Raw genomic sequence first — 25639 nt, 5'->3', positions numbered from 1 at the left:
GATCAACTGGCTCAATAGGTCAGGAAATATATAATCAGTTATCTCAAAAAGATAAGGTACATGTTGATACTTTTAATAGAAAAAATATCGAGGGTTTATTGAATAGTGAATATGATATTGTTATTTGCGCAGCACCCTCTTCTGGGAAGCTAAAAACGAATTTAGGGCTTGATAATAGAGACAAAGACATAGAAAAACTATGTAAAGTAATCAAAGAAGTAAAAACAGAAAGATTTATACTTATTTCATCGCAATCAGCTATTAATGAAGAAGATAAACCATATGGAAAAGTTCAGAAAAGGGTAATGGATAGTGTTCTTTCACATCATAAAAATTATACGGTTTATATGGTAGATACGCTATATGGACCTAGTTTGAACAAAGGTTTTATTAGTGATATTATTACTAAACGATGGAGTTTCTTGTCTGATGAACTTATTCAAAAGTTACCGGAATTAACGAATTATTATAGAAAGATAGAAAATACTAATCTTTGGGAAGGATACATTGATTTACCAAAGGATATATTAGAAAAATTACCAAATATAGTAGACATTTATCCAGATGATAAAATTTTTCAGACTACTCCGATTTCTACATTAGCTAGAACCGTTGTAGAAAATATAGAAGTATCACAAGGGTTAAAAACTAGTATATCTGAGACTGAAGTATTTACAGGAAAACAGATTAAAGATCTCTATGAAAATCCAAACGAGAATGCATTTTTGGGTAAATATTTCATGAAATAAAAAATATAGGAAAGGAAATTTAGAATGAAAGTTTATTATAACGATAGAGGATTCCAACTTGGTAATCTACTATTTCTATTAATGCAAGCACATAAAGATAGATTAGTTGGTATAGAAGAGAGCTATGTATTAAGAACAGGTTATTTTAAATTCGCACAAAGTTTCTTTCCGAAAACAGAACGACTATTTGGAAAAGCACAAGGTTGTGAACTTGAACCATTTGGCTATTACCAAATATCAGGACAAGACTATGATGCAGAGGTATTGGACTCATTCTGCAGAGAATATCTTTTAGAAAGAACAGAAGAACTATCTAACCAGTTTGATAATAAAAATATAACTATCGCGATAAGAAGAACAGACCTTTTACATGGAGATAGAGCAGAGAAATATGGCTATGATGCAGTTAAGTATGTTGTCGATTGTTTAGAAATAATCAAAGAAAAAGAAGGTAATATTTCTGATTTAACAATAAGAATAACTTCAGATGACACAACTTGGTGCAAAGAAGAATTAGTCACAAAACTAAAAACATTATTTCGTTTCTCGAATGAAATAGTAGTTGAAGATCAAGATATTCAAGATAATTTCTTACAATTGTACGCAACAGATAAATATTTCATTACGCCAAACTCAACTTATGGATACTGGGTAGGATATGTTCTGAGAGTGAGCGCACGAAATGTTCAAACTTTCGCACCTAACTTCAATACAACGCTAATCGAAGACGGACGACAAATAGCCGACACAAGAGGTTGGATACTAGTTGATGTGGATAGAAGTATGTATGAAGAAAAAGAATAAATGAATTAAAAAAAAGATAAAAATAGCAATCCTATCTGGATTGTTTTTTTTTGTTGACACTAGGACAAATAGATGATAGGATCTAATATAGAAAAATTAGAGGAAGAATTATTATGGGATATTTAGAAATAGTAAAAGTTATCGAGAGAATATCGGAATCGAATTATAAAGAATATATTAAGGCTATGATTTACATAGAAAAAAATATAAAAGATGAATTAGTTTTGGATAAATTATATCAAAAATATTATGAGAATAATGATATAAATTTATTAAATGATTTTTTTGATAAAGAAAAATAGATAAATTAAATGATTATTGACATATTGCTATAAAAATTATGGTATAATAATTATTATTTGATTAGGAGCTGTATTATTGTGAATTTACCTTATGATAAACATAATCCATTGGCTATAGAGAAATATGCTAAAAAATTAGAAGGAAAAAAATTTTTTGAAGTACTAAAAGACTATTATTCAAATAGTGAGATAAGAGAAAGTGGTATTGGTTACTCAGAAAAGAATGAACTTCAAGAAAAAATAACATATTTTAACAATCCTAGAGGGAAGGGTAGTCTAGGAAATCTGTTAGAAGAATATTATTTTTATTACAAACCAAATAGTGATTCTAATCCTGATTTTTTAGAAGCTGGTACAGAATTAAAGGTAACACCAATAGAGAAAAAAAGAGATGGTAGTTTAAGAGCAGGAGAAAGACTAGTTATCACTATGATACCTAATGACAGACCTGTTGAACCAGTGTTTGAAAAATCTCATGTATTAGAAAAAATGAGATTAATGTTGTTAATTTTGTATTTAAGAGAAAAGGATATCTTAAGAACAGAGTATAGTATAGAGTATGTAAAACTGTTTTCTATTTTATCTGAGAACTGTAGAGAAGATTTAATAATTATTAAAGAGGATTATTCTACAATTATTACAAAAATTCAACAAGGTAGAGCACATGAACTATCTGAAGGTGATACAAAATATTTGGGTGCATGTACTAAAGGAGCAACAGCTAAGAAAAGCGAGCAAAAGCAATATTATAGCGAAATTCCTGCCAAAAGAAGAGCATACTCATTAAAACAATCATACATGTCATATGTGATTAATAATTATGTTGTTGGGCAAATTAATACCTATGATTCTATTTTGAAAAATACAGAATTAAAAGAAGAAACTTTTGATAATGTAGTATTAAACAAGATTAATGAGTATAAAGGAAAAACAGAAGAGGAACTATATTCTCAATTTGAAATCAATAAAAATTCTAAACAAGCAAACAGTAGTTTGATATCAAGAATGCTTGGTGTTAAAACAGATAATGTTGAAGAATTTGAAAAAGCTAATATAGGAATAAAGACAATAAGGATAGATAAAAAAGGTAATCCTAGAGAGAGTATGTCATTCCCAAAATTTAGAATTTTAGATTTTGTTCAAGAGATATTTGATAGTTCAGAATTATATAATTATTTTTATGAAAAAAGATTTCTATTTGTTGTATTTAAAGAAAATATGTCAGGAGAATATGAATTAATAGGTTCTAAATTTTGGAATATGCCAATATTAGATTTAGAAGGTATTGGAAAGCATGAATGGGAAAAGTATCAATCGCAATTTATAAATGGGATAGAATTTGAAATAAAAGATAATAGAATAAGTAATAACTTATTAAAGTCAAAAGAAACACAAATATTCCATCTAAGACCACATGCTCAAAGATCGGCATATATAATAAATGGAATAAAATATGGTAATGGTACAGATAGTGACATGGATGAATTACCAAATGGAGATAAGATGACAAAACAATGCTTTTGGTTAAATAAAAAGTATGTTTTAAAGAATATTCAAGATATAATTGAAGGAGATTAACATGAACTTAGATGTTGTAGAATTATTCGCTGGAGTTGGTGGATTTAGAGTTGGATTAAATCAAATAAGCGAATTTGATAAAGAAAGTGGAAAAGCTATAGAAAAAGGTGGATGGAATTTTGTTTGGGCGAATCAGTTTGAACCTTCAACAAAAACACAACATGCTTTTGAATGCTACACAACAAGATTTGGAGAAGATGATTGTTCAAATGAAGATATTAATTTAGTTGATAAGAAAAAAATTCCAAATCATACTTTATTGGTTGGAGGATTTCCTTGCCAAGACTATTCAGTTGCACGTTCATTGAGTGGAGAAAAAGGAATAGCTGGGAAAAAAGGTGTACTCTTTTGGGATATTAGAGACGTATTAGTAGAAAAAAATACTCCGTTTGTACTTCTTGAGAATGTTGATAGATTATTAAAATCACCATCATCTCAAAGAGGGCGTGACTTTGCAATTATGTTAAAGACGCTTGATGAATTAGGATATTATGTACAATGGAGAGTTATAAATGCTGGTGATTATGGAATGCCACAGAAGCGAAGAAGGGTATTTATTTTTGCTTCTAAAAAAAATACAAAGTATTCTAAGAGTATAAAGAATGAACAAAACCTAGAAAACAGTATTTTTGAAAAAGTTTTTCCAACGGAAGGTGAATTAGATATTTTATTTAATACAGATATTAATAATTATTCTGATGCATTAGATGTAACAGAAAATTATAAAGATGGGAAGTTCTTAGATACTGGAATGATGATAGATGGAAAGATTATGCACAGAGATGTTACGCCAAGAAAATCTGAAGTCTATTCGCTAGAGAAGTTATTAAAAAATGCAGAAAAATATAATGATGAAGATTTAAGTAAATACTTTGCAGAAGAAGATAAATTAGATAAATGGAAATATCTAAAAGGATCAAAAAGAATTGAGCGTGAATCAAAAACAGGGCATAAGTATATATATAGTGAAGGAGCAATGAGTTTTCCTGAAAATATTAAAGAACCTGCTAGAACAATGTTGACAAGTGAGGGAACTGTTAACCGTTCGTCACATATAATATTCGATGAGATTAATAAAAAATATCGAATTTTAACAGAAGTAGAATGTGAAATGATACAAATGTTCCCACCTAATTGGACTAATACTATGCCTATGCGACGAAGATATTTTATGATGGGAAATGCACTAGTAACAGGAATAATTTCAAAATTAGAACCAGTATTAAAGAATATTATAGAAAATGAATAAGGAGGAACCATGTCAGATTTAGAAAAATTATTTTTTAAGATAGATAAACAGGTAGAAGAGAATAAAGGTGAAGGGCTATATTTTGATTCCCTAGTGAATTACTTAACTTTGGAGAATGATGAAGATTATTTTGATATTGTAGATAATTTCTCTAAAGAGGATATAAAAAAAGCTTATCAGTTCTTACTTTTAAAAGCTCTTAAAGAGTTGAATAATCCTAGTTATGACATTACACCAGAAGTAATAACGATGTATGTATCTCATATTTTAGAGTGTTTATATAATAACGAGAAGATTTCTGTAGCTGATTTTGCTAGTGGAAGTGGAAACTTCTTAATTAACCTTTCAGCCTTATCAAAAGGTGATTACGAGTTAACTTCTGTTGATGTTGATAATAACTATGCTAGATTACAACAAAATATTTTCAATTTGTTAGAAACTAATGTTGAAATTATTAATCAAGATGCTCTTAAACCTTTAAATATTAAGAAGCAAGATGTTATCATCAGTGACGTGCCTTTTGGATATTATGCAGATGAGGATAACAGCTTAAACTATAAACTTTGTAGTGCTGAAGGATATAACTTAAATGCGCTACTATTTATCGAGCAAGCGGCTAATTATTTAAATGATAATGGTGTAGGAGTATTAGTAGTACCTAAGAAGGTTCTTGAGCTTGAAGATAATTTCAAAAAATTCTTAGAAGAAGATATTAATTTAAATGCGGTAATTACTTTACCTGATGAGATGTTCAAAAATGCCTCTCAACAAAAAGCTATTATTTTAATAACTAAAAAAGAACAAACTAAATTACCAAATCAAGTATTTTTAGCACAAGTACCTAGCCACAAAAATAAAGAAGGTTATGCTAATTTTATTGAAGAATTTAAAAACTGGTTATCTGAAAAATAGTTTAATTAATATATAAATGAAAAGATTGTTTTCTTTGAAAATATGTTAATAAATTGCTATTAAAGGTTGACAAGAACGTAAGAATATAATACAATATGTAAGTAGATTGCTTAAAGAGCAGTCTTATTGATTGAATGTTTGTATTTATTTTATATCTTAAACATTTAATTAAGTATTAAATTAAGATTTTGTAGTATCGGAGGGAGGGAAATCCAATGTCAAAAACTGTAGTTCGTAAAAATGAATCACTAGAAGATGCACTACGTCGTTTCAAACGTGCTGTTTCTAAAAACGGAACTATCCAAGAAGTTCGTAAACGTGAGTTTTATGAAAAACCAAGCGTTCGTCGTAAGAAAAAATCTGAAGCGGCTAGAAAACGTAAATATTAATAATTGGTAATTAACACGCAATTTATTAATAAAATCTAAAAATTTTCCCTCTTTTAGATTTATTTAGAAATAATGACCTCATCGTAAGATGAGGTTTTTTTATGTAGTATTAAAGAATAGAGCATCTCTTGTTAAAAAAGAGAAATTGTGTTATTCTAATTTTAATTATAATCATTAGGAGAATGGTATGTTTGCAATAATTTGTTTAAATGTTATGTTACTAATTTCATGTTGGTATTTAATTGCTGAAAATCAAAAGAATAAATCTAAAATTAATGGTTTAGAAGATGATTTAAATAAAGCGATTAAAAGATTAGCAGCATTAGAAGAGTCTCAAAAATAGTAGTTTTGAGTAAAAAATACAACTTAAATCAAAATAAGATTCCATCCAAGACGGACGGAATCTTATTTATTTTATAATTCTATTTTTCTTATTTTTTTATCTAATTCAGCGATTGTTTTAGCATTCATTAGTATCATTAAGAATTTAACTTCTTTTTTCCATTTTTCAATTTCTTGAATTAGGGCATCTTTTCCTTCATTTACAAGAATTTCTAAGAATATTTTAGAAATGCCAACTGCTTTAGCTCCTAAAGCTAGACATTTTACAACATCTAGAGGATTACGAATACCTCCACTTGCGATAATATCAATTTTATCTTTATAAGAGTAGGCTATCTCTAGGCTTTCTGCCGTAGTATAACCAATTCCTTCTAGATAAGTTGATTTGTCAGTTCTTCGTCCATTTTCGATTCTTGCGAAGTTTGTTCCACCCATTCCACTAATGTCTACAGCGGGGATATTTAGGTCGATGGCTAGTTTAATAGTAGCTTCGTTCATACCAAAACCTGTTTCTTTTAAGATTACAGGAATAGGAGATTTAGAGCTGACTTCTTTTAGGTTAGCGTACCAACTTTCGAAATTATGATCTCCTTCTGGCATAACAATTTCTTGAAGAGGATTAGTATGAAGTTGAATATATTTTGCTTGTGATTTTTCAATTGCTTTTAAAACAAGTTTTGGATCTTTATCTAAGCCTAAGTTTACTGAATATCCTTTTGGATAAGCTTCTTCGTCCTCTTTACTCTTAAGAGCAGGAGAGTATGATCCTGGGAAAAATTTAATTCCACATTTTTCACTAACTTCCATAAAGTCTTGATTAATCTTATTACAATCTTCCCCGCCAGCAGTAATGGCATTGATGAAGAATGGAAATTCCCAACGGTCACCACAAACTGATGTAGAAGTATCAACATCGTCTAATCCAAAAAGGGGGATACTGTTATAATCAATTGCGTATGAGTCTAAGCTAGTTACTTTTGTTTTATCAGCAAGTGCTAATCTAATATGATCTTTTTTTCTCATAATTAATCCTTTCGTAGTATATTATAGTTTTTCTAAGTTCAGTTGTAGCTGATACTTATCGTTATTTTTCTCGAATCCTAATACAATGTCACCACTACCTGAACCACTTTGCTTACCAGCCGAATGGCTTTCAATATAGTTTTTCATTGCTTTTGTTTCCATAGGTATTTTTGAGAAACTTTCTAAATAAAGTAGATTTTCTCTAAGTTTTCGTATTGTATTTAAAGCAGATGTAGCATCTGTTTCTTCTAAATTCTCTTTTAAAGTTTTAACTAATGTATTAGAAGTTTCAACAAAAACTCTAAATTCTTCTTTGTAGTTGTCTTTATGTTTTTTCCATAGTTTTACATGTTCTTTTGTATCTACAGCCTCACCCGTCCAACGTGCTAGTATGCTTAAATCAGCTTTTGGATGAACTTTTTCAATACGAAGACCATCCCAATCTGTGTTTATTATCTCTTTGACAGACTTGTCTTGAAGGATCATATTATTAACGAATTCAGCATTGAATTTCTCGTAATATGTAATACCATCATTAATGCTCGCAGCAACGTCACCCATAGATCCACTTAGATTGTGTTTTATATTAAATAGGGCAACTAGCTTGAAAATAGTTAAATCGTCATAAGATACATTTTCAAATGATAATATAGCACGGGCTATAGCTACAAGTACGGCCCCAGAAGAACCTAAACCGTATTTTTTATCGTCATTGTGAAGTTCATTGAAAATAGTAAGTGAAAAAGTCTTATCACTATTTGTATATTCTGTTAAAAATAGAATAAATTGTTGAACAAGTGTAAAGTTACTATTTTCTTCTAAAAGTCCAACTTTAGTTTTATTAATCGTATCGAAGATAGTAGTCTCATTATTGTTTTCTACAAATACTGTAATTTTTTTAGGAACACTTGTTATTAGTGCAGAAGCATAATCTTCTAAAATCGCATATTCTCCAGCGAGATAGAGTTTACCGTAGGCTACTCCATGCACAAAATGATTTTTTTCTTCCATAATTTTGAAATTTCCTCATATAATTTATCTTGGTCTTCCCTTAAGTAAAGTACCTTCACATTCGGACCAGCATCCATTGTGAAGTAACATTTATAACCTTTAGAACGTAGTTCTTTTACAATATCCATAGCCATATGACTTTCTTCTGTTAAGAATGAGAAGCTAGGAGTAGATGTAGAAGTAGTACCATGCATAGCTAAAGCATTATTTTCTGTAATTTCTCCAATTTTTTCGAAATCAGCATCTTTTAAAGCTTCTTTCATTAATACGAAATCACCTTTAGCTTTTTCAACCCAAGCATCAAAAGTTGTTGATGTTTGAACGCAACGTTCCATAGCGACACGACTAGAAATTTTCTTTCTATCCTCGTTAACTACAAGAACCATCATTCCAAAATCTAAAGAACATTCTAATTCTTCAACACTTCCATCTTCAAGCCATGCAGCAAGTTTATAGAAACTTCGACATGAAGAACCAGATCCTTCTTTAGCTATTTCAACTAATTCTTTAGTAGTTTTGTTTAATTTAAAATATTCATTACAAGCAAGAACTAAAGCCATAGTACCACTAGAACTTGAAGAAAGCCCTGCGGCAGTAGGTACAGTATTATAACTTCTAATAGTTATAGCTTCACGATTAGTTGGTGTGAATTTTGAGATGAATTTAATCATTTTATCTACTTCTTCTTGACTTTGTTTTTCGTCATTGATATAAAATTCATCAATATTATTATCATTTTTCTCGATTTTTGTTTTTGATAAAAGATTGTCTAATCTTAAAGAAATATTAGGATTATAAGGTAAGACAGGATCTTTAGATTTTTTTCCCCAGTACTTTACTAGGGCAATATTAGCATAACCTAAACTGTAACTATCCATGATGAATATCCTTTCTCTTTTAATGCATTTTGAATTTCTAATGCATTTTCTTTTGTTTTGCTAAGACTAATGCAACATCCACCAGCGCCACCACCAGTTAGTTTAGCACCGACTGCATTATTATTTTTACAAATTTCCACAACCTCATCGTTACTAGCGTGACTTACCCCAAGCCTTTGTAATAAGTCGTGGGCTTTGTACATGTATTGTCCGACAAGATCGATGTCTTTATTTTTTAATGGTTCAATTACTAAATCAGTGATTTCTCCTAATTCAGCAATATATTTTTCATATTTATCATAATTATCAGCTATATGTTTTAGAGTTTCTTTAGTAATTCCAATAACACCTGTATCGATAATTAGTAAATAACTATTTAAGTCAAAATCTAATTCACTAGCTCCTTCTTTTTTAGAAAATAAAAGGGGAGTATCACTAAGTACTTGATTAACATCTATACCACTTGGATTGCCGTGAATAAATTTTTCGCATTTATTTGCAATTTCTCGTACGTTTGGGAGTTTTTTGGCACGTGCAATAGCGATACTTAGCGCAGCAGAAGATCCTAGCCCTCGTCCAACTGGAATAGTGCTAGTTATATTAATTTTTGTTTTTTTATCAATTCCACATGTATCAGCGATAAAACTTAAAATTTCATCACGTTGTTGAATTGTCTCTGTGTCTTCTAATGTAACTTCGACGTTCATCTGCGGAAGGGGAATAGTTATTCCTTTATATCCATAAACGACGGCATGTTCACCGAAGAATATTGCTTTTGCGTGTGTCATAAATTAAAAACTCCAATTTTTATTTAAGTATTATTTTAAGCTATTTAATTAAAAAATAACTAAGACTAAAAATACTTTTATATGTACAATAATTATACTTTTAGTATTAGTTTTTGTCAAACGTACGAACAATAAAAAAGATGAAATTATACTTGAAATAACAGGTGTTATAGTGAGTATAATTTCATCAAAATTAATTTAATATGTATGACATGGGATGCCATGTGGTTCTAAGTGTACTAAAGTTTCACAATAATAGAATTCTTTAGAGAGTGCTTTTTCAATATTAACAGTAATATCGTGACTTTGTTTAACATTTAAAGAAGGATTAACGGTAACTGTAATATCGATAAAGTATAATAAGCCATGAGTTCTACCTTTCGTATCGACTATAGAAGTTACACCGTTGATGTCAGTTACAATATCATTAACCTTGTCTATCACTTCAGTATCTACACCATCGGTAAGAACGTGTGTAGATTCTTTGAAGATGCTAATTGATGTGTAAATAATAAGTAATCCAACTATAATTGCGACTACTGAATCAGCTATTGGAATACCTATATATGTAGAAATAATCCCTATCAGTGTAGCGATAGAAACAAATGCATCGCTTAGATTGTCAAGTGCGGCAGCTTTTAGTGACTTGCTACCAATTTTTTTAGCAAGACGAATATTATAGAAATATACACCAAGCATAATAATACTAGCTATAAATGCTACAACTGCTGATAGTATGCTAGGTTGTTCAATCGTTCCTGAGATAATTTTTTTTATCGCGTACATTACTACTTCAATTCCAGCGTAAAGCATAATAAATGAAGCTATTAATGTAGATATAAGCTCGGCTCTAAAGTGACCATAAAGGTGATCTTCATCTGCTGGTTTTCTAGAAATTTTTAAACCGATAAGAACACAAACTGATGAAATTACATCGGTAGCGTTGTTAATACCATCGGCAACAAGAGCTGATGATTTAAAGAATATACCAGCGCCAAGTTTCAATACTGTAAGTAGCAAATATGATAAAATACTAAGTTTAGCGCCCTGTTCAGCATGTTTTAATTTATCAAAAATTGAGTTATTCATGGCTTCTCTCCTAAAATAATGTTTTACTATTATAACAGGTTTAAAAAAATTATTCAAGAGAAAATTTGTTATTCATTAAGTAAAATTATTTCTATAAGGTGAACTTTTATAAAAATTAGCTCGACTAATAGAACAGTCGAGCTGGTTTACTATATTTTTTTAGAATAGTATTTTTTAAAAGTTAAAAAAATATATATGTAAGAAAGTGCACAAAAAAATCCAAAGAAGTATAAGATGTTACTTGATACTGTTACTTCTAGAGAAAGATACTCTGGAAGTAGCTTTAATTTATTTAGAATAGGTATTAGAATAAAAGAAATCTCAAATATAATTAACGAAGAAATATATATAAACCACTTATTTTTATCTGTTTTTTTATAAATTAATAGATATAAGCAAACTGCTGATCCTAAAGCTAATAATAATATAGAGAACATTGTTATAATTGGTTGTATAGTTCTAGTGAATACAGTAGGTACTAGAGAACTAATAATTAATATTAGAAGATAAACTAGAGAAAATCTTAATAGTTTTCCTTTATTTTCCTTTGGAAGTTCTACAAGTATTGATGAAGATAATTTGTTTATATCATTTCCAAAAACATCGGTAAAGTTTTTTCCTTGTTTTTGATATAGGATCAAATCTTGTAATATTTCCAGTAATTGAATTTCTAGTTCTGATTCTTTTTTTGTAGTATTTTTCATCCGACAAGCAACTAAAAGTTCTTCATAATATTTCTTATTATCTTCATTAAGTTGAGGTCTAAGTTGATTGTTTTGTTTTATTAAGTCAGCGATGTTCATAATAATTCCTCCCTATCGATATTATTTATTTTCTATAATATTTGTTATTGTAGTACTTATATTTCCCCATACATTTTTAAATGAATTTATATATTCTTTACCATTTTTGGTAATTGAATAATATTTCCTAGGAGGTCCAGAGTTACTTTCTTTTAAATAACTAGTGACCATATTTTCCTTTTCTAATTTTAAAAGTAGAGGATAGATAGTTCCTTGGGCAACCATATCAAGCCCGTAATTAGAAAGCTGTTCAGTTATTTCATAGCCGTACATTTCTTTATTTTTTATTAGCTGTAAAATGCATGCTTCTAAGGTCCCTTTTAATATTTGGGAAGTGTTTATCTCCATTTTGTTCCTCCTTTCTTTAAATATCTTGTTGAGATTATCTAAGTAAAAGATGTTCTTGACAAAACTATTTTAGAAATAATTTTCAGTTTTAGGCTTCACTATCTTGTTATACATAATAGTATCATAAACAAAGTATCTTGTAAAGCAAAATAGTAAATTAGCTTACTTGTTTAATGAAATAAAAAAGACTCGAAAATAATCTCGAGTCTTTTTAAAAAAATTGTAAAATACCAGCAGCTGAGGTTGAACCGACACGATGTTGCCATCGCTGAATTTTGAGGTTTTAATTAATAGTAATCAAAAATATAATGTTAATTTAATAAAGCTAGAAAATATATTTAATTTTAGAACTTATTATAATTTAAAAATTGAGAGTATTTTTCTTTTAAAAGTTAATTTATATTTATAAGAAGATATATCTACATTTCCGTTATAACCGTTATTATTAAATGTATATTCACCAAGTTCCCCTTTACTAGTTTCCCATTTTACTTTCAAATTAGGAATTGTTTCAGGTACTATAGTTTTAATCAATAAACTATAATTATTTATTAAATTATTTTTAGTATATAATAGTTCGTCTTCAATTAATTTTTCATCAAATTTTAATGAGAAAACCTCTATTTTTTTTATATCTACATTTTTAGGATAAATCAAGAATAGATCTGTGTGAGCTTCGTTTATTATATGTTCGTATTCATAAATATAGTGAAACTCTGAGTTTAACTCTTCGAGATTATCTGGATTAATTTTCTTAATTCTAACATTATCTATATAATTATCATAATGGTTAATCTTTAATATAAGAACTATAAATGTAATGATTTGTACAATACGTAAAAACCAGTCTATTGATAATGTTAATATTGATACATAATCTATATTATTCATACATATTACTCCTTTATCACGATTTTTCATTGGAATAAAATTCTTTATTAAATTAAACGACAAAAAGACACTTTTAAACTGTACCGACCCCAAAAAGTTAGATTTTTTGGTCTAACTTTTTGGGGTCGGTACAAAAACCTTGTCTTAATAATTATACCAGCAGCCGGGGTCGAACCGGCACGATGTTGCCATCGCTGGATTTTGAGTCCAGTGCGTCTGCCAATTCCGCCATGCTGGCATATGTATATGATATCATACATAAAAAGCATTGTCAATTTAGCTATGTTTATAAAAACTTTAGAAATTATCGATAATATTTAATTTAAATTTTAATTACAATGTTTATAATAAGATAGTAAGAATATGTAAAGTAGTATTAGAGTGTATTATTATATAATTTATTTTAACTAATCAAATATAAAAATGTAAGGGTTACACATTAACGTTGTGTCTACAAGGATAGTCGAACGTAAAACAATGTAAAACAAGTGTTTTTAGTTGACAAATTAAAATATTTTTTCAATAGTATATTGTAAAATTATAATATATGTAGTATAATTATAGAAGTATATAGAATTATAAAAATATTAATGTTATTTTTATAAAGGAGTGTGAGTGCTGGTGGTAGTTACGTTGTTTACATCGCCAAGTTGTACTTCTTGTAGAAAAGCGAAAGCTTGGCTTATTGAAAATGGAATAGACTTTGTTGAAAGAAATATTTTTTCAGAAGCTCTGACAACAAATGAGATTAAAGACATTTTGTCTATCACGGAGCACGGAACAGAAGATATAATCTCATTCAGATCGAAAACTTTCCAAAAATTGAATTTGGATATTGAAAGTATGTCAATTCAAGAATTATATAAAGTTATTCAAGATAATCCAGGAATGCTTAGAAGACCTATCATTGTTGATGATAAGAGATTACAAGTTGGGTATAATGAAGATGAAATAAGAAGATTCCTTCCAAAGGAAATAAGAGTAAATCAATTAAAACAAATAAAAAATATGGTTAAGTAAGTACGCCCTGATACTACTTTTTCCGATTAATTTAAAGGTTGATATTAGGTATCAACCTTTTTTTATGGGATGAAATTTAGTGACAATTCTGTAAAAAGTTATACAATAAATAAAAGAAAGAGGTACTTGATGGAAAGAGAAGATATAAAATTTATTACTGGAGAAATTCATTTTTTAGAGTTAGTAGAAAAGAAAAGTTCATCATTAGTTTTTAAAGGACCGAATGAAGAAGAAATTAGCTGTAACGAATCTGACGTAGAAAGTTTAGATGATTACGAAATTGGAGAAGAGTATTCAATGTTCGTATACCCTTCACGTAGTGGGAAATTATTCGCAACACCGAATATTCCAGAAGTTACGGTTGGAGATTATTCGTTTAGTAAAGTAGTAAAAGTAGAGGAAGACCGAGTAGGTCTTGATATTGGGTTCTCTCGTGAAATTCCACTTTTAGGAGAAGATTTACCAAAGTTACGAAGTGTTTGGCCTAAAGAAGGTGACGAACTATTTATTACTTTACGTCGTGATTTTAGTGGACAATTATTTGCGCGTTTGGCGACAGAGACTATCGTAGCATCATTATATTCTAAAGCAACTAAGAATATGAAGAATAAAGATATTGAAGCTTATCCATACCGTTTAATGCGAGTTGGGACATTCCTATTAACAAAAGACGGTTACAAAGTTTTTGTTCATGAAAGTGAACGTGAAAAAGAACCACGTTTAGGAGAAAAAGTTACTCTGCGTGTTATTGGTGTTAAAGATAATGGAGAAATTAATGGTTCATTCTTACCTCGAGCTCACGAAAGAATGGATGCTGATGGTCAAGCTATCATGGATTACATTGAAAACAACGGATATTGTGAGTTTACAGATAAATCAGATCCAGAAGAAATTAAAGCAGTGTTTGGAATGAGTAAGGGAAGTTTCAAACGTGCTGTTGGAAGATTATTCAAGAATAAATTAATTATGATTGAAGAAGACGGGTTATATAAACGTAAAGGAAGATAAGATTATGAAAAAAGTAAAATTAGATAAAAATGCACTATTAGGTGGTATTGTATTAGAAAATGATAAATATCAAGTGGTACATATGAATCTAAAAGTAGGGAATCAAACAGACTCATATAGCAATGATAAAAATATTTTATTATTAAATATTAGCGGAAAGATTACAGTTTCTTTTGAAGAAGAGGTTGAGACTGTAAATGAATTTGAACTATTAGAAATTCCAGCAGGGGTAGAGCATGTAATAACTTGCTTACAAGATGCACAGATTTTTGTAGTAAAACTATAACTTACATAAGGTGGCTTAAATGGAATATCTTTTTAGGCCACCATTATTAATTTTAAAGTAGAGGAATACGATGGAAGTACAATTTTTAGGAACAGGAGCTGGGCTTCCAGCAAAATTTAGAAATACACAGAGTTTTGTATTTAACTTTATGCAAGAACTAAAAGAGTGTTGGATGTTTGACTGTGGAGAAGCAACGCAGCATCAGATTTTAAAAACAAACATTAAACCAACCAAAATAACTAAAATTTTTATTAGCCATCTTCATGCTGATCATGTATTGGGGTTAATTGGTTTTTTATCTTCTAGAAGTTTTCTTTTAAATACGAATGCTTCAAAGGTTACTATTTATGGTCCAGTAGGGATTAAAGATTTTATAGAAAAGAACATGATGTTCACACATTGTTCACTTTCTTATAGCGTGGAATATATTGAAATTTCTAGTGAACAGTGTATAATAGATAATAAAACTGTTACTGTTTTTAGCTATCCATTAGCTCATAATGTTGAATGTTTTGGATATAAAATTATATTTAAAAAACAAAAAGGGAGCTTAGATGCAGATAAGTTAAGAGAATTAGGAATTATGCCAGGGCCGTTTTATAGAGAAATAAAGGAATCAGATACTTTTGAATTTAATGGAAAGGTGTATAATTCAAGTGAATTTTTATCTGAAGATAAACCTGGAAAAGAAATCTCGATTATACCAGATACAAGATACTTTGAAGGATTGAATGAATTTGTTAAAAATAGTAATATCATTATTACAGAGTGCACCTACTTATTAAAAGAAGATGCGCACCATGCAAGAAAAAACTATCATTTGAGCATTTTAGATGTTGAGAAGATGATAGAAAATAGTAAGGTTGAAAATTTATTATTAACACATATTAGTGCAAGATACGATAGAAATATTGAAAAAGATGCTGTAGAATCGCTATGCGATAAATGTAGTGTGAAGATTGCACATGATCTAGAAGAATATACTTTGTAAAGAGATGGAGGAAATTATGAAAATAGATTTAGAAGAAAAAACTATTGAAGTAGAGAAAATATTTGAAGGTAAAGTTCTTGATTTAGAAGTACATACAGTAACTTTACCAAACGGAGAAACTTCAACACGTGAACTGATAAATCATAGAGGAGCAGTGGCGATATTAGCACTTACTAAAGAGGATGAGGTAATTCTTGTTGAACAATATAGAAAAGCTATCGAAGCTGTAACTTTAGAAATTCCTGCAGGTAAATTAGAGCCTGGAGAAGATAATAAGAAATTAGCCGCTATTCGTGAACTACAAGAAGAAACAGGATATGTGGTTGAAGAAGGGGAACTAGAAATGCTATGTGATGTGCATGTAGCTCTTGGTTATAGTTCAGAATTGATCACTATATATTATGTTGATAATTTAGAGTATGCTGGAGAACAAAATCCAGATGATGATGAATTCATTAATTTACGAAAATACAAAATTGAAGAAGCATTCAAACTTTTAGATGATAATGTTATAACTGATAGTAAGACTATGCTTGCATTATCTTACTTAAAAAATAGGAAAGGTGCAAAATAATATATGACTATTTATGATGAGATAATTAAAATAATTCAACAATCACCATATAAACTAACACCTCAAAGGGAAAAAATAGTTGAGATTTTAGTAGAAAATGATGAACAGCACCTTAGTGCTGAAGAATTATACTTTATTTTAAAAGAGAAAACACCAGATATTGGTATTGCTACAGTTTATAGAACTTTAGATATTTTCTATGAATTAAAAATCTTAGAAAAAATTTCTTTCAGTAATGGTGTTTCTAAATATCATTTAAGACAATCTGTTGATGATGAACTACACCATCATTTAATTTGTACTAACTGTAATAATATAGAGAAAGTATCAAATCCTATATTTAACAAACTTATTGAATATATGAGAAAAGAATACTCATTTGAAGTTCAGGATAACTCTCTATCATTTTATGGTACTTGCGCTAAGTGTAAGGATAAAGGTGAAAATTAATGCATTTTGACAAATTAGAGAAAATATTATTACTTATCTCTAGCGTAGTTTATGTAGTATACATCGGGTTTGTTGGAAGTATGATCAATCTGTTTCGAGAGTATGTAGGAAATGAGTATTTAAGAACTAAAATTGTTGATCAGATTCGTGAACAAACACGCCTTACTCAAGATAGTGCGAATGTCTCTACAAAAGATATGCATTTTATCTTTCAAATTATGGGGCAACTTGCATGGTTATACTTTGCACTTTTAGTAGTGTTATTTTTACTATTACTTTTTGTGATTTTTAAAAAGGGGATAAATCACAACATAGTAGCATTTCTTTTTCTAGTGTACAGTATATTACTATTAATCTTTAGTTTAGGTATACTATTTATTAGTTGTTTAATATACTTTTTCTTAGGAATAAGAATAATATTAATAAGAAATTCAGAAAAATATAAGCGTGAAGCATAATTTCCGAGGAATTCAGTTTCTTCGGAAATTTTTTTGTGAAATTTTTATAAAAATATAAGTGTGTTGAAGTAATATGATAGTAAAATATTAAAAAATATCAAGAAATCTGAGAAGGTAAGTCATTATTAGGGGAATAGTAAAGTAAAATGTATTCAATCTATATTGTTAGTATTCTTTAGAGATAGACAGTATCTATCAAATAATAAATATTAAATAAAAGTGAAAAAAATACTATGCTTATTTAGAGTTTTTTTAGGAATTATCAGTTTGCAAAAAATGGATAAAACTAATATAATTCTTAGTATAATTTATTTTTTAGGAGGACTTATGAAAAATAAAGTTATTAAGATTTTAAAACGATTAGCAATAGTGTTAGTAACCTTGCTATTATTGGTAGGAGGTTATGGATATTATTTTGTTCATAAATCTTTACCAACAGTAGAAGGGAAGACAGAATTAAAGATTTTAGACAATAGCGTAAAAATATCGCGAGATAAAAATGGAATTCCAACGATTGAAGCCGAAAATGATAGTGATTTATATAAAGCTCAGGGTTATATTCATGCTCAAGATAGATTATTTCAGATGGATTTAGCGAGAAGACAAGCGAGTGGTAGACTTTCTGAAGTAGTTGGTGAAGCAGCGCTAGAAAATGATAAGAAATTTCTAGTTTTTTCTTTAAGGAAAGCAGCAGAAGAATCTTACAAGGATTATTCAGAAGAAGCCAAAAAAATATTAGAAAATTATGCTCAAGGAGTAAATGCATTTATTGAAGAAGCTAAAAGAGATAATAAATTACCTTATGAGTTTTCTTTATTAGGATATTCTCCTGAAAATTGGACTCCTATTGATTCTTTAACAGTCGGAAAATACATGGCATATGATTTAGGTGGGCACTGGGATCACTTAGGATTTAATAATTGGATTTTAAATAATTTAGGTGAAGAAAATCTAAAACAGTTACTTCCTGATAGTTTTTCAAAAAATAAAGATAATGAAGAAATTATAAAAGCGAATCAAGGTATAGATGTTAGTATAGATAAGAATACAGCTAAGACTGAGCGACCACCGATGGAAAATGGTAGTAATGACTGGGTTGTTTCTGGTAAGAAGACTAAATCGGGTAAGCCGTTATTGGCAGATGATCCTCATTTAGGGCTAGGTACTCCATCAGTTTGGTATCAGATGTCACTTTCAATACCAAATAATAAAGTTTCAGGTGTCATTTTTCCAGGAGTACCTGGTATAATTCTTGGTCATAATGAACACATAGCATGGGGAGTTACGAATTTTGGACCAGATGTTCAAGATCTTTATATTGAAAAACGACAAGAGAATAATCCATATAAATTTAAATATGATAATGAATATTATGATGCTAAAGTTGATAAGTATTCAATAAAAGTAAAAGGAAAAGATGCTGTCGATTTTGAGGTTGTTAATACGAAACATGGACCAATAATTGATCAACTACTGAAACCATTAGGAAATAAAGATACGAGTTTTTCAATGCAGTGGACAGCACTTGAGTCGACGCAAGAACTAGAAGCTATTTTAAATATAGATAAAGCGAAAAATTGGCAAGAATTTGAGAAATCATTGGAAAAATTCAAAGCACCAGCTCAAAACTTTGTTTTTGCCGATAATGAAGGAAATATAGCTTATAAATCAAATGGTAATGTACCTATTAGGAAAAAGGGAGATGGGAATCTTCCTGTACCCGGTTATAGTAGCGATTATGGATGGAGTGGTTATGTTTCATATGATAAATTACCGAAACTTGTTAATCCAGAAGAAGGTTTTATTGCGACAGCGAATACTGAAACTGTGAAAACTGATTATCACACATCAAACGTTTGGGCACAGCCATATAGAAAAGCTCGTATAGATGAAGTATTATCAAAGAAAAATAATTTAACAGTTGATGATATGAAGAAACTTCAAATGGATACAAAAAATCTGTATGCACAAGAATTTTTACCAAACTTCTTAAAAAATATAAGCGTAGATAAAATTTCTAAAAAAGAAGTAGTTGATAAACTAAAATCATGGAATAATGTAGACGAGAAAGATGAAGCAGCTCCGTTGATTTTTGATTTATGGATGAAAAAAATTCAATCTTATATACTAAAAGACAAGATGGATGCAGATGTTTACAAATTTATGCCTCATAAAGAGAGTTATGTAGATAAGGTACTTAGAGATAGTTTAAACGGTAAAAAAGTAAATCTTATTGAGGAGAAAAATGGACTACAAGAGGTATTAACAAACAGTTTAAATGAAACTATAACTGAATTAGAAGGTAAATATGGGAATGACGTATCTAAATGGAAGTGGGGTACAGCTCATACATTAGGATTCAGGCATCCATTATCTAAATCATCTGTATTGTTAGCATATTTCTTAAATCCGAAAGAATATCCTATTTCAGGTTCTAAAGTTACAGTTCAAGCAGCTAGACAAAACGATGAGGGATTAGTTAATCATGGTGCATCATGGAGATTTGTTTATGACTTTGAGACTAAAACAGGACATCATATTGTTGGACCTGGACAAAGTGGACACTTCTTAAGTGATAATTATGATGATCAAATTGAAAAATGGGTAAAAGGAGAATATACGAGTGAATCTATAGGAAATATTCCTAAGGATAGAGTATTGGAACTTGTACCTGGAAAATAATAAAAATAATGGAAAGTAATAGGGTTTCTTGTTACTTTCCATATTTTAATAGAAAAAATAAAGAATACTATAAAATTAATTTGAAAAATGAAAAAAATTTGATAAAATGAGAGTAACAAGTAGGGCAGTGGTTTGAAGAAGGAATACGCTCTGAAAAGAGAAATGGCGGTGCGAATCCGTCCGACTACTTGTTATGACATCTATTTAAATAGATGTCTTTTTTATTTAATTTATAACAAAATAATAAGCATCATGTTATAATAAAATTAGAAAGAGTTTAAAGAAAATAAGTAGGAGAGAAAATGAACGTTAGAGAGAATTTTGAAACAATAACAAAAGAAATCGCTGAAACTTGTGAAAAAGTAGGAAGAAATGTTGATGAAGTGAAATTAATAGCTGTAACTAAATATGTAACTGATGCTAGAGTGGAAGAAGCTATAGAAGCAGGGATTACAGATTTTGCAGAGAATCGTCCGCAAAATTATGTTGAAAGAAAGGGGAAATATTCTAATAAGACTTGGCATTTAATTGGAAGTTTACAAACACGAAAAGTACGTGACGTAATTAATGAGGTTGATTATTTCCACGCATTGGATAGAGATAGCTTAGCTAAAGAAATCGAAAAACGTGCTGATAAGGAAGTTAAATGTTTTGTACAGGTTAATGTTTCTGGAGAAGAGAGTAAACATGGTTTAACTTCAGAAGAGGCTATTGATTTTATAAAATCATTGGAGCAGTATTCAAAAATAAAAGTTGTCGGACTTATGACTATGGCACCTTTTGTTGAAGATGAAGAAATATTACGTAATTGCTTTAGAAGATTAAGACAGTTACGTGATGAAGTAAAAGAACTGAATTTAGCATATGCACCATGTGAATTCTTATCGATGGGAATGAGTAACGACTATAAAATTGCAATTGAAGAAGGAGCGACTCATATAAGAGTTGGAACTGCCTTAGTAGGTTTTGAGTTGAAATAATAAAATATAGAGGAGGGGTAATATGCAAAGAGTAATAACTGTAGGTGATTTAATCGTTACTATTAAATACAGAAGAAAAATGAAAAACATCTATTTAAAAGTTGAAAAGAATGCTGATGTAATAGTGAGTGCCCCTCCAAGAACACCAAACTATATCATAAAAAAACTGGTTCAAGAAAATATAGATGAGATAAAACTTAGAAGAAATAATATCTTGAAGAATGGTCATACTGTTAAAAATTATGCAACAGGTGAAAAGCATTATGTTTTCGGGAAAGAATTGACTTTAGAAGTTATACTTGGAGATAAAAATAAGGTAACTATCTCTAATGATAAGTTAATGTTAAGCATTAAAGATAAATATCAAGATAGAGAACAAATAGTAACCAAGGAACTTAGAAAGATTCTTTATAATAAATGCTTGGATTTTCTTAGTAAGTATGAAAAGATTATGAATGTTCATGCTGAACAACTTAGAATTAAAAAGATGAAAACACGTTGGGGAACATGTAATATCGAAGCGAAAAGAATCTGGATAAACTACGAACTTGTAAAATATCCAATAGAGTGTTTGGAGCATACTATTGTTCACGAACTTACCCATTTGTTGGAAACAAATCACACACCAAGATTTTACACATTGTTAGGAAAATACTATCCTAATTACAGAGAAAATGATAAATTAATAAAAGAATTTAGTAAAAAACTGGTCGGTAGATAAAAAAGTATAGAAGTATTACAATTTTTTTGAAATTTAGTATTAAATGGGAGTAAGTTAGATAATTTTTTGAAACTATTTAACTTACTCTTAAAAACAATAATTTGAATATGTAACGATTGACTTTTTACGCTATTTACTATATAATTAATCAAGAGTTTTTAGTATTTTTATACTAACATTTTTGATGATACTTAAAAGTATTTTTGGAGGAAAAATAAATGTCACAAATTTTAAATAAAGAAGATGGAAAAGTAGTTATCGCTTTTTCAGCAACAAAAGAAGAATTTGCGAAAGGATTAGACCAAGCATTCAAACGTGCAGTTAAACGTGTTAACGCACCTGGATTCAGAAAAGGTAAATTACCAAGAGCCGTATTCAACAAAATGTACGGTGAAGAAGCATTATTCCAAGATGCAGTAGATTTCGTATTACCAGCAGCTTATACAAAAGCTATCGACGAATTAGAAGTTTCACCATTAGCTATGCCTGATATCGATGTTAAAGAAATCAGCAAAGAAGAAGGTGTTAAATTCGAAGCAGTTGTTACTGTTAAACCAAACGTTGAATTAGGTGAATACAAAAACCTTGGATTAGAAAAAGAATCAGTAGAAGTTACAGATGCTGATGTAGAAGAAAGATTAGATAGCTTATTAAGCCGTCAAGCTGAATGGCAAATTAAAGAAGGAGAATCTAAAAAAGGTGATATCGTAGTTATCGACTTTAAAGGATTCATCGGAGACGAAGCTTTTGAAGGTGGAGAAGCTAAAGGTTACGAATTAGAATTAGGTTCAGGTTCATTCATCCCTGGATTCGAAGAACAATTAGAAGGAAAAGTTGCACCAGTTGACACAGAAGTTAACGTAACATTCCCAGAAAACTACCAAGTAGCTGATCTTGCTGGTAAAGCAGCGAAATTCGAAGTTACAGTTCACGATGTAAAAGAAAAAGTTTTACCAGAATTAACTGACGAATTCGTTAAAGAATTTTCTAAAGAAGCAGCTTCAACTGTAGCTGAATACAAAGAAAAATTAAAAGAAGAAATCAAATTAGAAAAAGAAAACTTAGCAGAAAAATCTTATTCTGATAAAGTAATTTCTACAGCTGTAGAAAACGCAAAAGTTTCTGTACCAGAAAAATTAGTAGAACAAGAAGTTAACTCAATGTTCGAACAATTCACTGGAAACTTATCTCGTCAAGGATTATCATTCGACTTATATGAGCAATTCACTGGAAAAGGTGAAGCTGATCTTAAAGCAGAAATGAAATCAGACGCTGAAAACAAAATCAAAACTTCATTCGTACTAGGTGAAATCGCTGAAGTAGAAAAAGTTGAAGTAACAGAAGCTGACATCGATGCAGAAGTTAAAGAACTTGCTACTATGTACAACATGACTGAAGAAGGAATCAAACAACGTATTAGTGTTGAAGACTTACGTGGTGAGTTAGTAATCCAAAAAACTGTTGATTTCTTAAAAGCTAACAACTAATTTTAGCAAATCATCCTTAAGCATATAGAGTGTCTAACATTCTATATGCTTTTTTTAGTAATAATAAGGTGGTGAACTTATTTGGACGAATATATTAAAATCTTAGAACAAGAATTTTCTTTAATAAAGAATGGATTTAAGGAGGAAGAGAAAAGAGCCTTAGCTGATTATAAAAGTAATGATAGGGATTATACTAAGAAGTTGGCTTTCTTATCATATGAGTCTAAAGTATATCAAGTTAGAATGTACGGTGTATTTCTTTTTGGATATTTATCAAGTGATACTGGTATTCTTAAGTTCATGCGTGATGAGGTATCTAAAGATGATAATTGGAGAGTACAAGAGGTACTTGCAAAAGCATTTGATGAATATTGTAAAAATAAAGGTTATGAAAATGCAATACCTATAATTGATGAATGGCTAAGTTCTGATAATCCGAATACAAGAAGGGCTGTCACAGAAGGATTAAGGATATGGACGAGTAGACCATATTTTAGAGAAAATCCACAAGAAGCAATAAAAAGACTAGCAGCATTTAAAGAAGACGCTAGTGAATATGTAAGAAAATCAGTAGGAAATGCATTAAGGGATGTTAGTAGAAAGTTCCCAGAGTTGATAAAAGAAGAATTAAAAACTTGGAATTTAGAAACTAAGGAAATCAAACAAGTGTATAAATTAGCTAGTAGGTTTGTTGTGGAGTAAGTATAATAAGATAAAGTAGTAAACACGTATATAATCTATACGTATCTTTTTTATGTACATGATATATGCTATAATAAAGTTGATATTAATTGATTTCATATTAGGAGAAGGATATGTTTAAGAAATGTTGTAGTAGTAGAAGTGAAAAAAATTATAAAATACACCACAGCCCTAGACCAATTAAGCTTTCAGAAGAAATGGATACTGTAATAAAAAAATTACTTTGGTATACTCCGAATATTGATTCATACCAATCAGATAAAAATGAATTAATTTCTGATAAAATATATGATGAATTTTCATTTACCTACGTTATGAATCAAATGGGAATGAATGAAAGTCGTGATGTGAAGTGGATAGGTTCAAAGGATGTTATAAGTAATGATGAATGGAGATTTTTTGAGGGGAATATTTGTTCTAATTGTCAAAAAATAATAGTTGCGAAATATACTACATTTTCAAAAATAAATGCTTTATTAACTGCCATTAGAAACTGTATAGCACATGGTCATTTTGCCATAGTGGAGGATTATATTATTGGATTTAATAGGAAATTATTAACAAAAGATCCTGAGGGATTAAAGAAATCTGTTATTAAGATTAAACCTAAACCATTACTTGCAGCTTTAGAGAAGTTGACTTCACCAATAGGTAAAGAACTATTACTAGCATATGCTTTTAAAAATGTTGGTTATAAAGTTACGGAACCCAAAAATAGAAGTGCAGACTTTGATTTATGTCTTGAGAAAAAAGGAAAGAAATATGTAGTAGAAATAAAATCATATAAAGGTCAGACATATTTACATCCTGAGCATGTTATGAAATTTCTTAAGAGAGCAGAAGAAAAAGTACCTGATTATGAAAAGATATTACTTATTGATACATCGAGGGTGACCAAGTCAGTAAGACAGCTGGAATCAAAGATCAAAGGCTTTAGAATTGTTGACATTAATGATGTAAAACTGTTACTAGATGAAGAACCTGTGGATATATTGGCAATATAATTAATAATATGAGCGATTCAAAAATAATAACTTTTAAAAGAGTGTATATGAGAATTCATAGACGCAGTGGTTTATTGATATCTAAATTCGCTTTATGAAAGCTTTTTAGATATCTAATAA

General features: G+C 29.5%; 29 protein-coding genes and 1 tRNA gene. 21 read left to right on the top strand and 9 right to left on the bottom strand.

Annotated elements, in window-relative coordinates:
• Nucleotides 1–98: 98 nt before the first annotated feature.
• The 8 genes from O3884_RS03725 (at nucleotide 99) to O3884_RS03690 (ending at nucleotide 6326) form a co-directional block, all read left to right on the top strand.
• Nucleotides 99–749 (top strand): hypothetical protein, encoded by a 651-nt coding sequence (locus O3884_RS03725; protein WP_371451766.1) that lies wholly within the window; start codon nucleotides 99–101, stop codon nucleotides 747–749.
• Between the two features lie 24 nt (nucleotides 750–773).
• Nucleotides 774–1553 (top strand): alpha-1,2-fucosyltransferase, encoded by a 780-nt coding sequence (locus O3884_RS03720; RefSeq protein ID WP_371451765.1) that lies wholly within the window; start codon nucleotides 774–776, stop codon nucleotides 1551–1553.
• Between the two features lie 113 nt (nucleotides 1554–1666).
• Nucleotides 1667–1855, top strand: coding sequence for a hypothetical protein (locus O3884_RS03715; protein WP_371451763.1), 189 nt, complete (start codon nucleotides 1667–1669; stop codon nucleotides 1853–1855).
• A 78-nt stretch (nucleotides 1856–1933) separates the two neighbouring features.
• Nucleotides 1934–3433: a Sau3AI family type II restriction endonuclease gene (locus tag O3884_RS03710; RefSeq protein ID WP_371451761.1), complete on the top strand. Its 1500-nt coding sequence runs from the start codon at nucleotides 1934–1936 to the stop codon at nucleotides 3431–3433.
• Nucleotide 3434: 1 nt separating this feature from the next.
• Complete coding sequence (gene dcm / locus O3884_RS03705; RefSeq protein ID WP_371451759.1) at nucleotides 3435–4682, top strand: DNA (cytosine-5-)-methyltransferase; 1248 nt, start codon at nucleotides 3435–3437, stop codon at nucleotides 4680–4682.
• Nucleotides 4683–4691: 9 nt separating this feature from the next.
• Nucleotides 4692–5594 (top strand): class I SAM-dependent methyltransferase, encoded by a 903-nt coding sequence (locus O3884_RS03700; RefSeq protein ID WP_371451757.1) that lies wholly within the window; start codon nucleotides 4692–4694, stop codon nucleotides 5592–5594.
• Nucleotides 5595–5809: 215 nt separating this feature from the next.
• Nucleotides 5810–5983 carry a 30S ribosomal protein S21 gene (rpsU, locus tag O3884_RS03695; protein ID WP_003147339.1) on the top strand — a complete coding sequence of 58 codons (174 nt, stop codon included), beginning with the start codon at nucleotides 5810–5812 and terminating at the stop codon, nucleotides 5981–5983.
• A gap of 187 nt (nucleotides 5984–6170) precedes the next feature.
• Nucleotides 6171–6326 carry a cytochrome C biogenesis protein gene (locus tag O3884_RS03690; protein WP_371451755.1) on the top strand — a complete coding sequence of 52 codons (156 nt, stop codon included), beginning with the start codon at nucleotides 6171–6173 and terminating at the stop codon, nucleotides 6324–6326.
• A 71-nt stretch (nucleotides 6327–6397) separates the two neighbouring features.
• On the opposite strand, the gene fni is transcribed toward O3884_RS03690, so the two are convergent.
• The 9 genes from fni to O3884_RS03645 all read right to left on the bottom strand — a co-directional run bounded on the left by fni (nucleotide 6398) and on the right by O3884_RS03645 (nucleotide 13394).
• Nucleotides 6398–7348 (bottom strand): type 2 isopentenyl-diphosphate Delta-isomerase, encoded by a 951-nt coding sequence (fni, locus tag O3884_RS03685; protein WP_371451753.1) that lies wholly within the window; start codon nucleotides 7346–7348, stop codon nucleotides 6398–6400.
• A gap of 21 nt (nucleotides 7349–7369) precedes the next feature.
• Entirely contained in the window at nucleotides 7370–8359 is a 990-nt protein-coding gene (locus O3884_RS03680) for a mevalonate kinase family protein (RefSeq protein WP_371451751.1), read from the bottom strand.
• Nucleotides 8326–9237 carry a diphosphomevalonate decarboxylase gene (mvaD, locus tag O3884_RS03675; protein WP_371451749.1) on the bottom strand — a complete coding sequence of 304 codons (912 nt, stop codon included), beginning with the start codon at nucleotides 9235–9237 and terminating at the stop codon, nucleotides 8326–8328. Before mvaD ends, O3884_RS03680 begins: the two co-directional genes overlap by 34 nt.
• The gene (locus O3884_RS03670) at nucleotides 9219–10025 is read right to left on the bottom strand and encodes a mevalonate kinase family protein (protein ID WP_371451748.1); all 807 of its coding nucleotides are present in this window, start codon (nucleotides 10023–10025) and stop codon (nucleotides 9219–9221) included. The genes mvaD and O3884_RS03670 overlap by 19 nt, the downstream gene beginning before the upstream one ends.
• A gap of 198 nt (nucleotides 10026–10223) precedes the next feature.
• Entirely contained in the window at nucleotides 10224–11114 is an 891-nt protein-coding gene (locus O3884_RS03665) for a cation diffusion facilitator family transporter (protein ID WP_371451746.1), read from the bottom strand.
• Nucleotides 11115–11263: 149 nt separating this feature from the next.
• Nucleotides 11264–11917, bottom strand: coding sequence for a hypothetical protein (locus O3884_RS03660; protein WP_371451744.1), 654 nt, complete (start codon nucleotides 11915–11917; stop codon nucleotides 11264–11266).
• Between the two features lie 21 nt (nucleotides 11918–11938).
• On the bottom strand, nucleotides 11939–12265 hold the full coding sequence (locus tag O3884_RS03655) for a PadR family transcriptional regulator (protein WP_371451742.1): 327 nt from the start codon (nucleotides 12263–12265) through the stop codon (nucleotides 11939–11941).
• 354 nt (nucleotides 12266–12619) lie between these two features.
• Nucleotides 12620–13156 (bottom strand): hypothetical protein, encoded by a 537-nt coding sequence (locus O3884_RS03650; protein WP_371451740.1) that lies wholly within the window; start codon nucleotides 13154–13156, stop codon nucleotides 12620–12622.
• 154 nt (nucleotides 13157–13310) lie between these two features.
• Nucleotides 13311–13394 (bottom strand) — tRNA-Leu (locus tag O3884_RS03645).
• A gap of 383 nt (nucleotides 13395–13777) precedes the next feature.
• Here O3884_RS03645 and spxA point away from each other — a divergent pair.
• The 13 genes from spxA (at nucleotide 13778) to O3884_RS03580 (ending at nucleotide 25519) form a co-directional block, all read left to right on the top strand.
• A complete protein-coding gene (gene spxA, locus O3884_RS03640) occupies nucleotides 13778–14176 on the top strand; it encodes a transcriptional regulator SpxA (RefSeq protein ID WP_004263567.1) in 399 nt (132 codons plus the stop codon).
• Nucleotides 14177–14305: 129 nt separating this feature from the next.
• Nucleotides 14306–15184 carry a CvfB family protein gene (locus O3884_RS03635; RefSeq protein WP_274459897.1) on the top strand — a complete coding sequence of 293 codons (879 nt, stop codon included), beginning with the start codon at nucleotides 14306–14308 and terminating at the stop codon, nucleotides 15182–15184.
• A gap of 4 nt (nucleotides 15185–15188) precedes the next feature.
• On the top strand, nucleotides 15189–15470 hold the full coding sequence (locus O3884_RS03630; RefSeq protein ID WP_314090591.1) for a cupin domain-containing protein: 282 nt from the start codon (nucleotides 15189–15191) through the stop codon (nucleotides 15468–15470).
• A gap of 70 nt (nucleotides 15471–15540) precedes the next feature.
• Complete coding sequence (rnz, locus tag O3884_RS03625; RefSeq protein ID WP_371451737.1) at nucleotides 15541–16461, top strand: ribonuclease Z; 921 nt, start codon at nucleotides 15541–15543, stop codon at nucleotides 16459–16461.
• Nucleotides 16462–16483: 22 nt separating this feature from the next.
• A complete protein-coding gene (locus tag O3884_RS03620; RefSeq protein ID WP_371451853.1) occupies nucleotides 16484–17035 on the top strand; it encodes an NUDIX hydrolase in 552 nt (183 codons plus the stop codon).
• A gap of 3 nt (nucleotides 17036–17038) precedes the next feature.
• Complete coding sequence (locus O3884_RS03615; RefSeq protein ID WP_274459894.1) at nucleotides 17039–17485, top strand: Fur family transcriptional regulator; 447 nt, start codon at nucleotides 17039–17041, stop codon at nucleotides 17483–17485.
• The gene (locus O3884_RS03610; protein WP_371451736.1) at nucleotides 17485–17943 is read left to right on the top strand and encodes a hypothetical protein; all 459 of its coding nucleotides are present in this window, start codon (nucleotides 17485–17487) and stop codon (nucleotides 17941–17943) included. Before O3884_RS03615 ends, O3884_RS03610 begins: the two co-directional genes overlap by 1 nt.
• Before the next feature lie 327 nt (nucleotides 17944–18270).
• On the top strand, nucleotides 18271–20625 hold the full coding sequence (locus O3884_RS03605) for a penicillin acylase family protein (protein ID WP_371451734.1): 2355 nt from the start codon (nucleotides 18271–18273) through the stop codon (nucleotides 20623–20625).
• Nucleotides 20626–20927: 302 nt separating this feature from the next.
• Nucleotides 20928–21605, top strand: coding sequence for a YggS family pyridoxal phosphate-dependent enzyme (locus O3884_RS03600; RefSeq protein ID WP_371451732.1), 678 nt, complete (start codon nucleotides 20928–20930; stop codon nucleotides 21603–21605).
• A gap of 22 nt (nucleotides 21606–21627) precedes the next feature.
• Nucleotides 21628–22326 carry a M48 family metallopeptidase gene (locus tag O3884_RS03595; protein ID WP_371451730.1) on the top strand — a complete coding sequence of 233 codons (699 nt, stop codon included), beginning with the start codon at nucleotides 21628–21630 and terminating at the stop codon, nucleotides 22324–22326.
• A gap of 218 nt (nucleotides 22327–22544) precedes the next feature.
• On the top strand, nucleotides 22545–23813 hold the full coding sequence (gene tig / locus O3884_RS03590) for a trigger factor (protein WP_060913481.1): 1269 nt from the start codon (nucleotides 22545–22547) through the stop codon (nucleotides 23811–23813).
• An 81-nt stretch (nucleotides 23814–23894) separates the two neighbouring features.
• Nucleotides 23895–24515 carry a DNA alkylation repair protein gene (locus O3884_RS03585; protein ID WP_371451728.1) on the top strand — a complete coding sequence of 207 codons (621 nt, stop codon included), beginning with the start codon at nucleotides 23895–23897 and terminating at the stop codon, nucleotides 24513–24515.
• Between the two features lie 113 nt (nucleotides 24516–24628).
• Nucleotides 24629–25519 carry a restriction endonuclease gene (locus O3884_RS03580; RefSeq protein ID WP_371451726.1) on the top strand — a complete coding sequence of 297 codons (891 nt, stop codon included), beginning with the start codon at nucleotides 24629–24631 and terminating at the stop codon, nucleotides 25517–25519.
• Nucleotides 25520–25639: the final 120 nt, after the last annotated feature.

It is taken from the genome of Gemella sp. 20925_1_85 (assembly GCF_041433735.1).
Taxonomy (GTDB): Bacteria; Bacillota; Bacilli; order Staphylococcales; family Gemellaceae; genus Gemella.
Note: the sequence above shows the minus strand (reverse complement) of the source record. Positions and strands in the feature narration are given on the sequence as shown.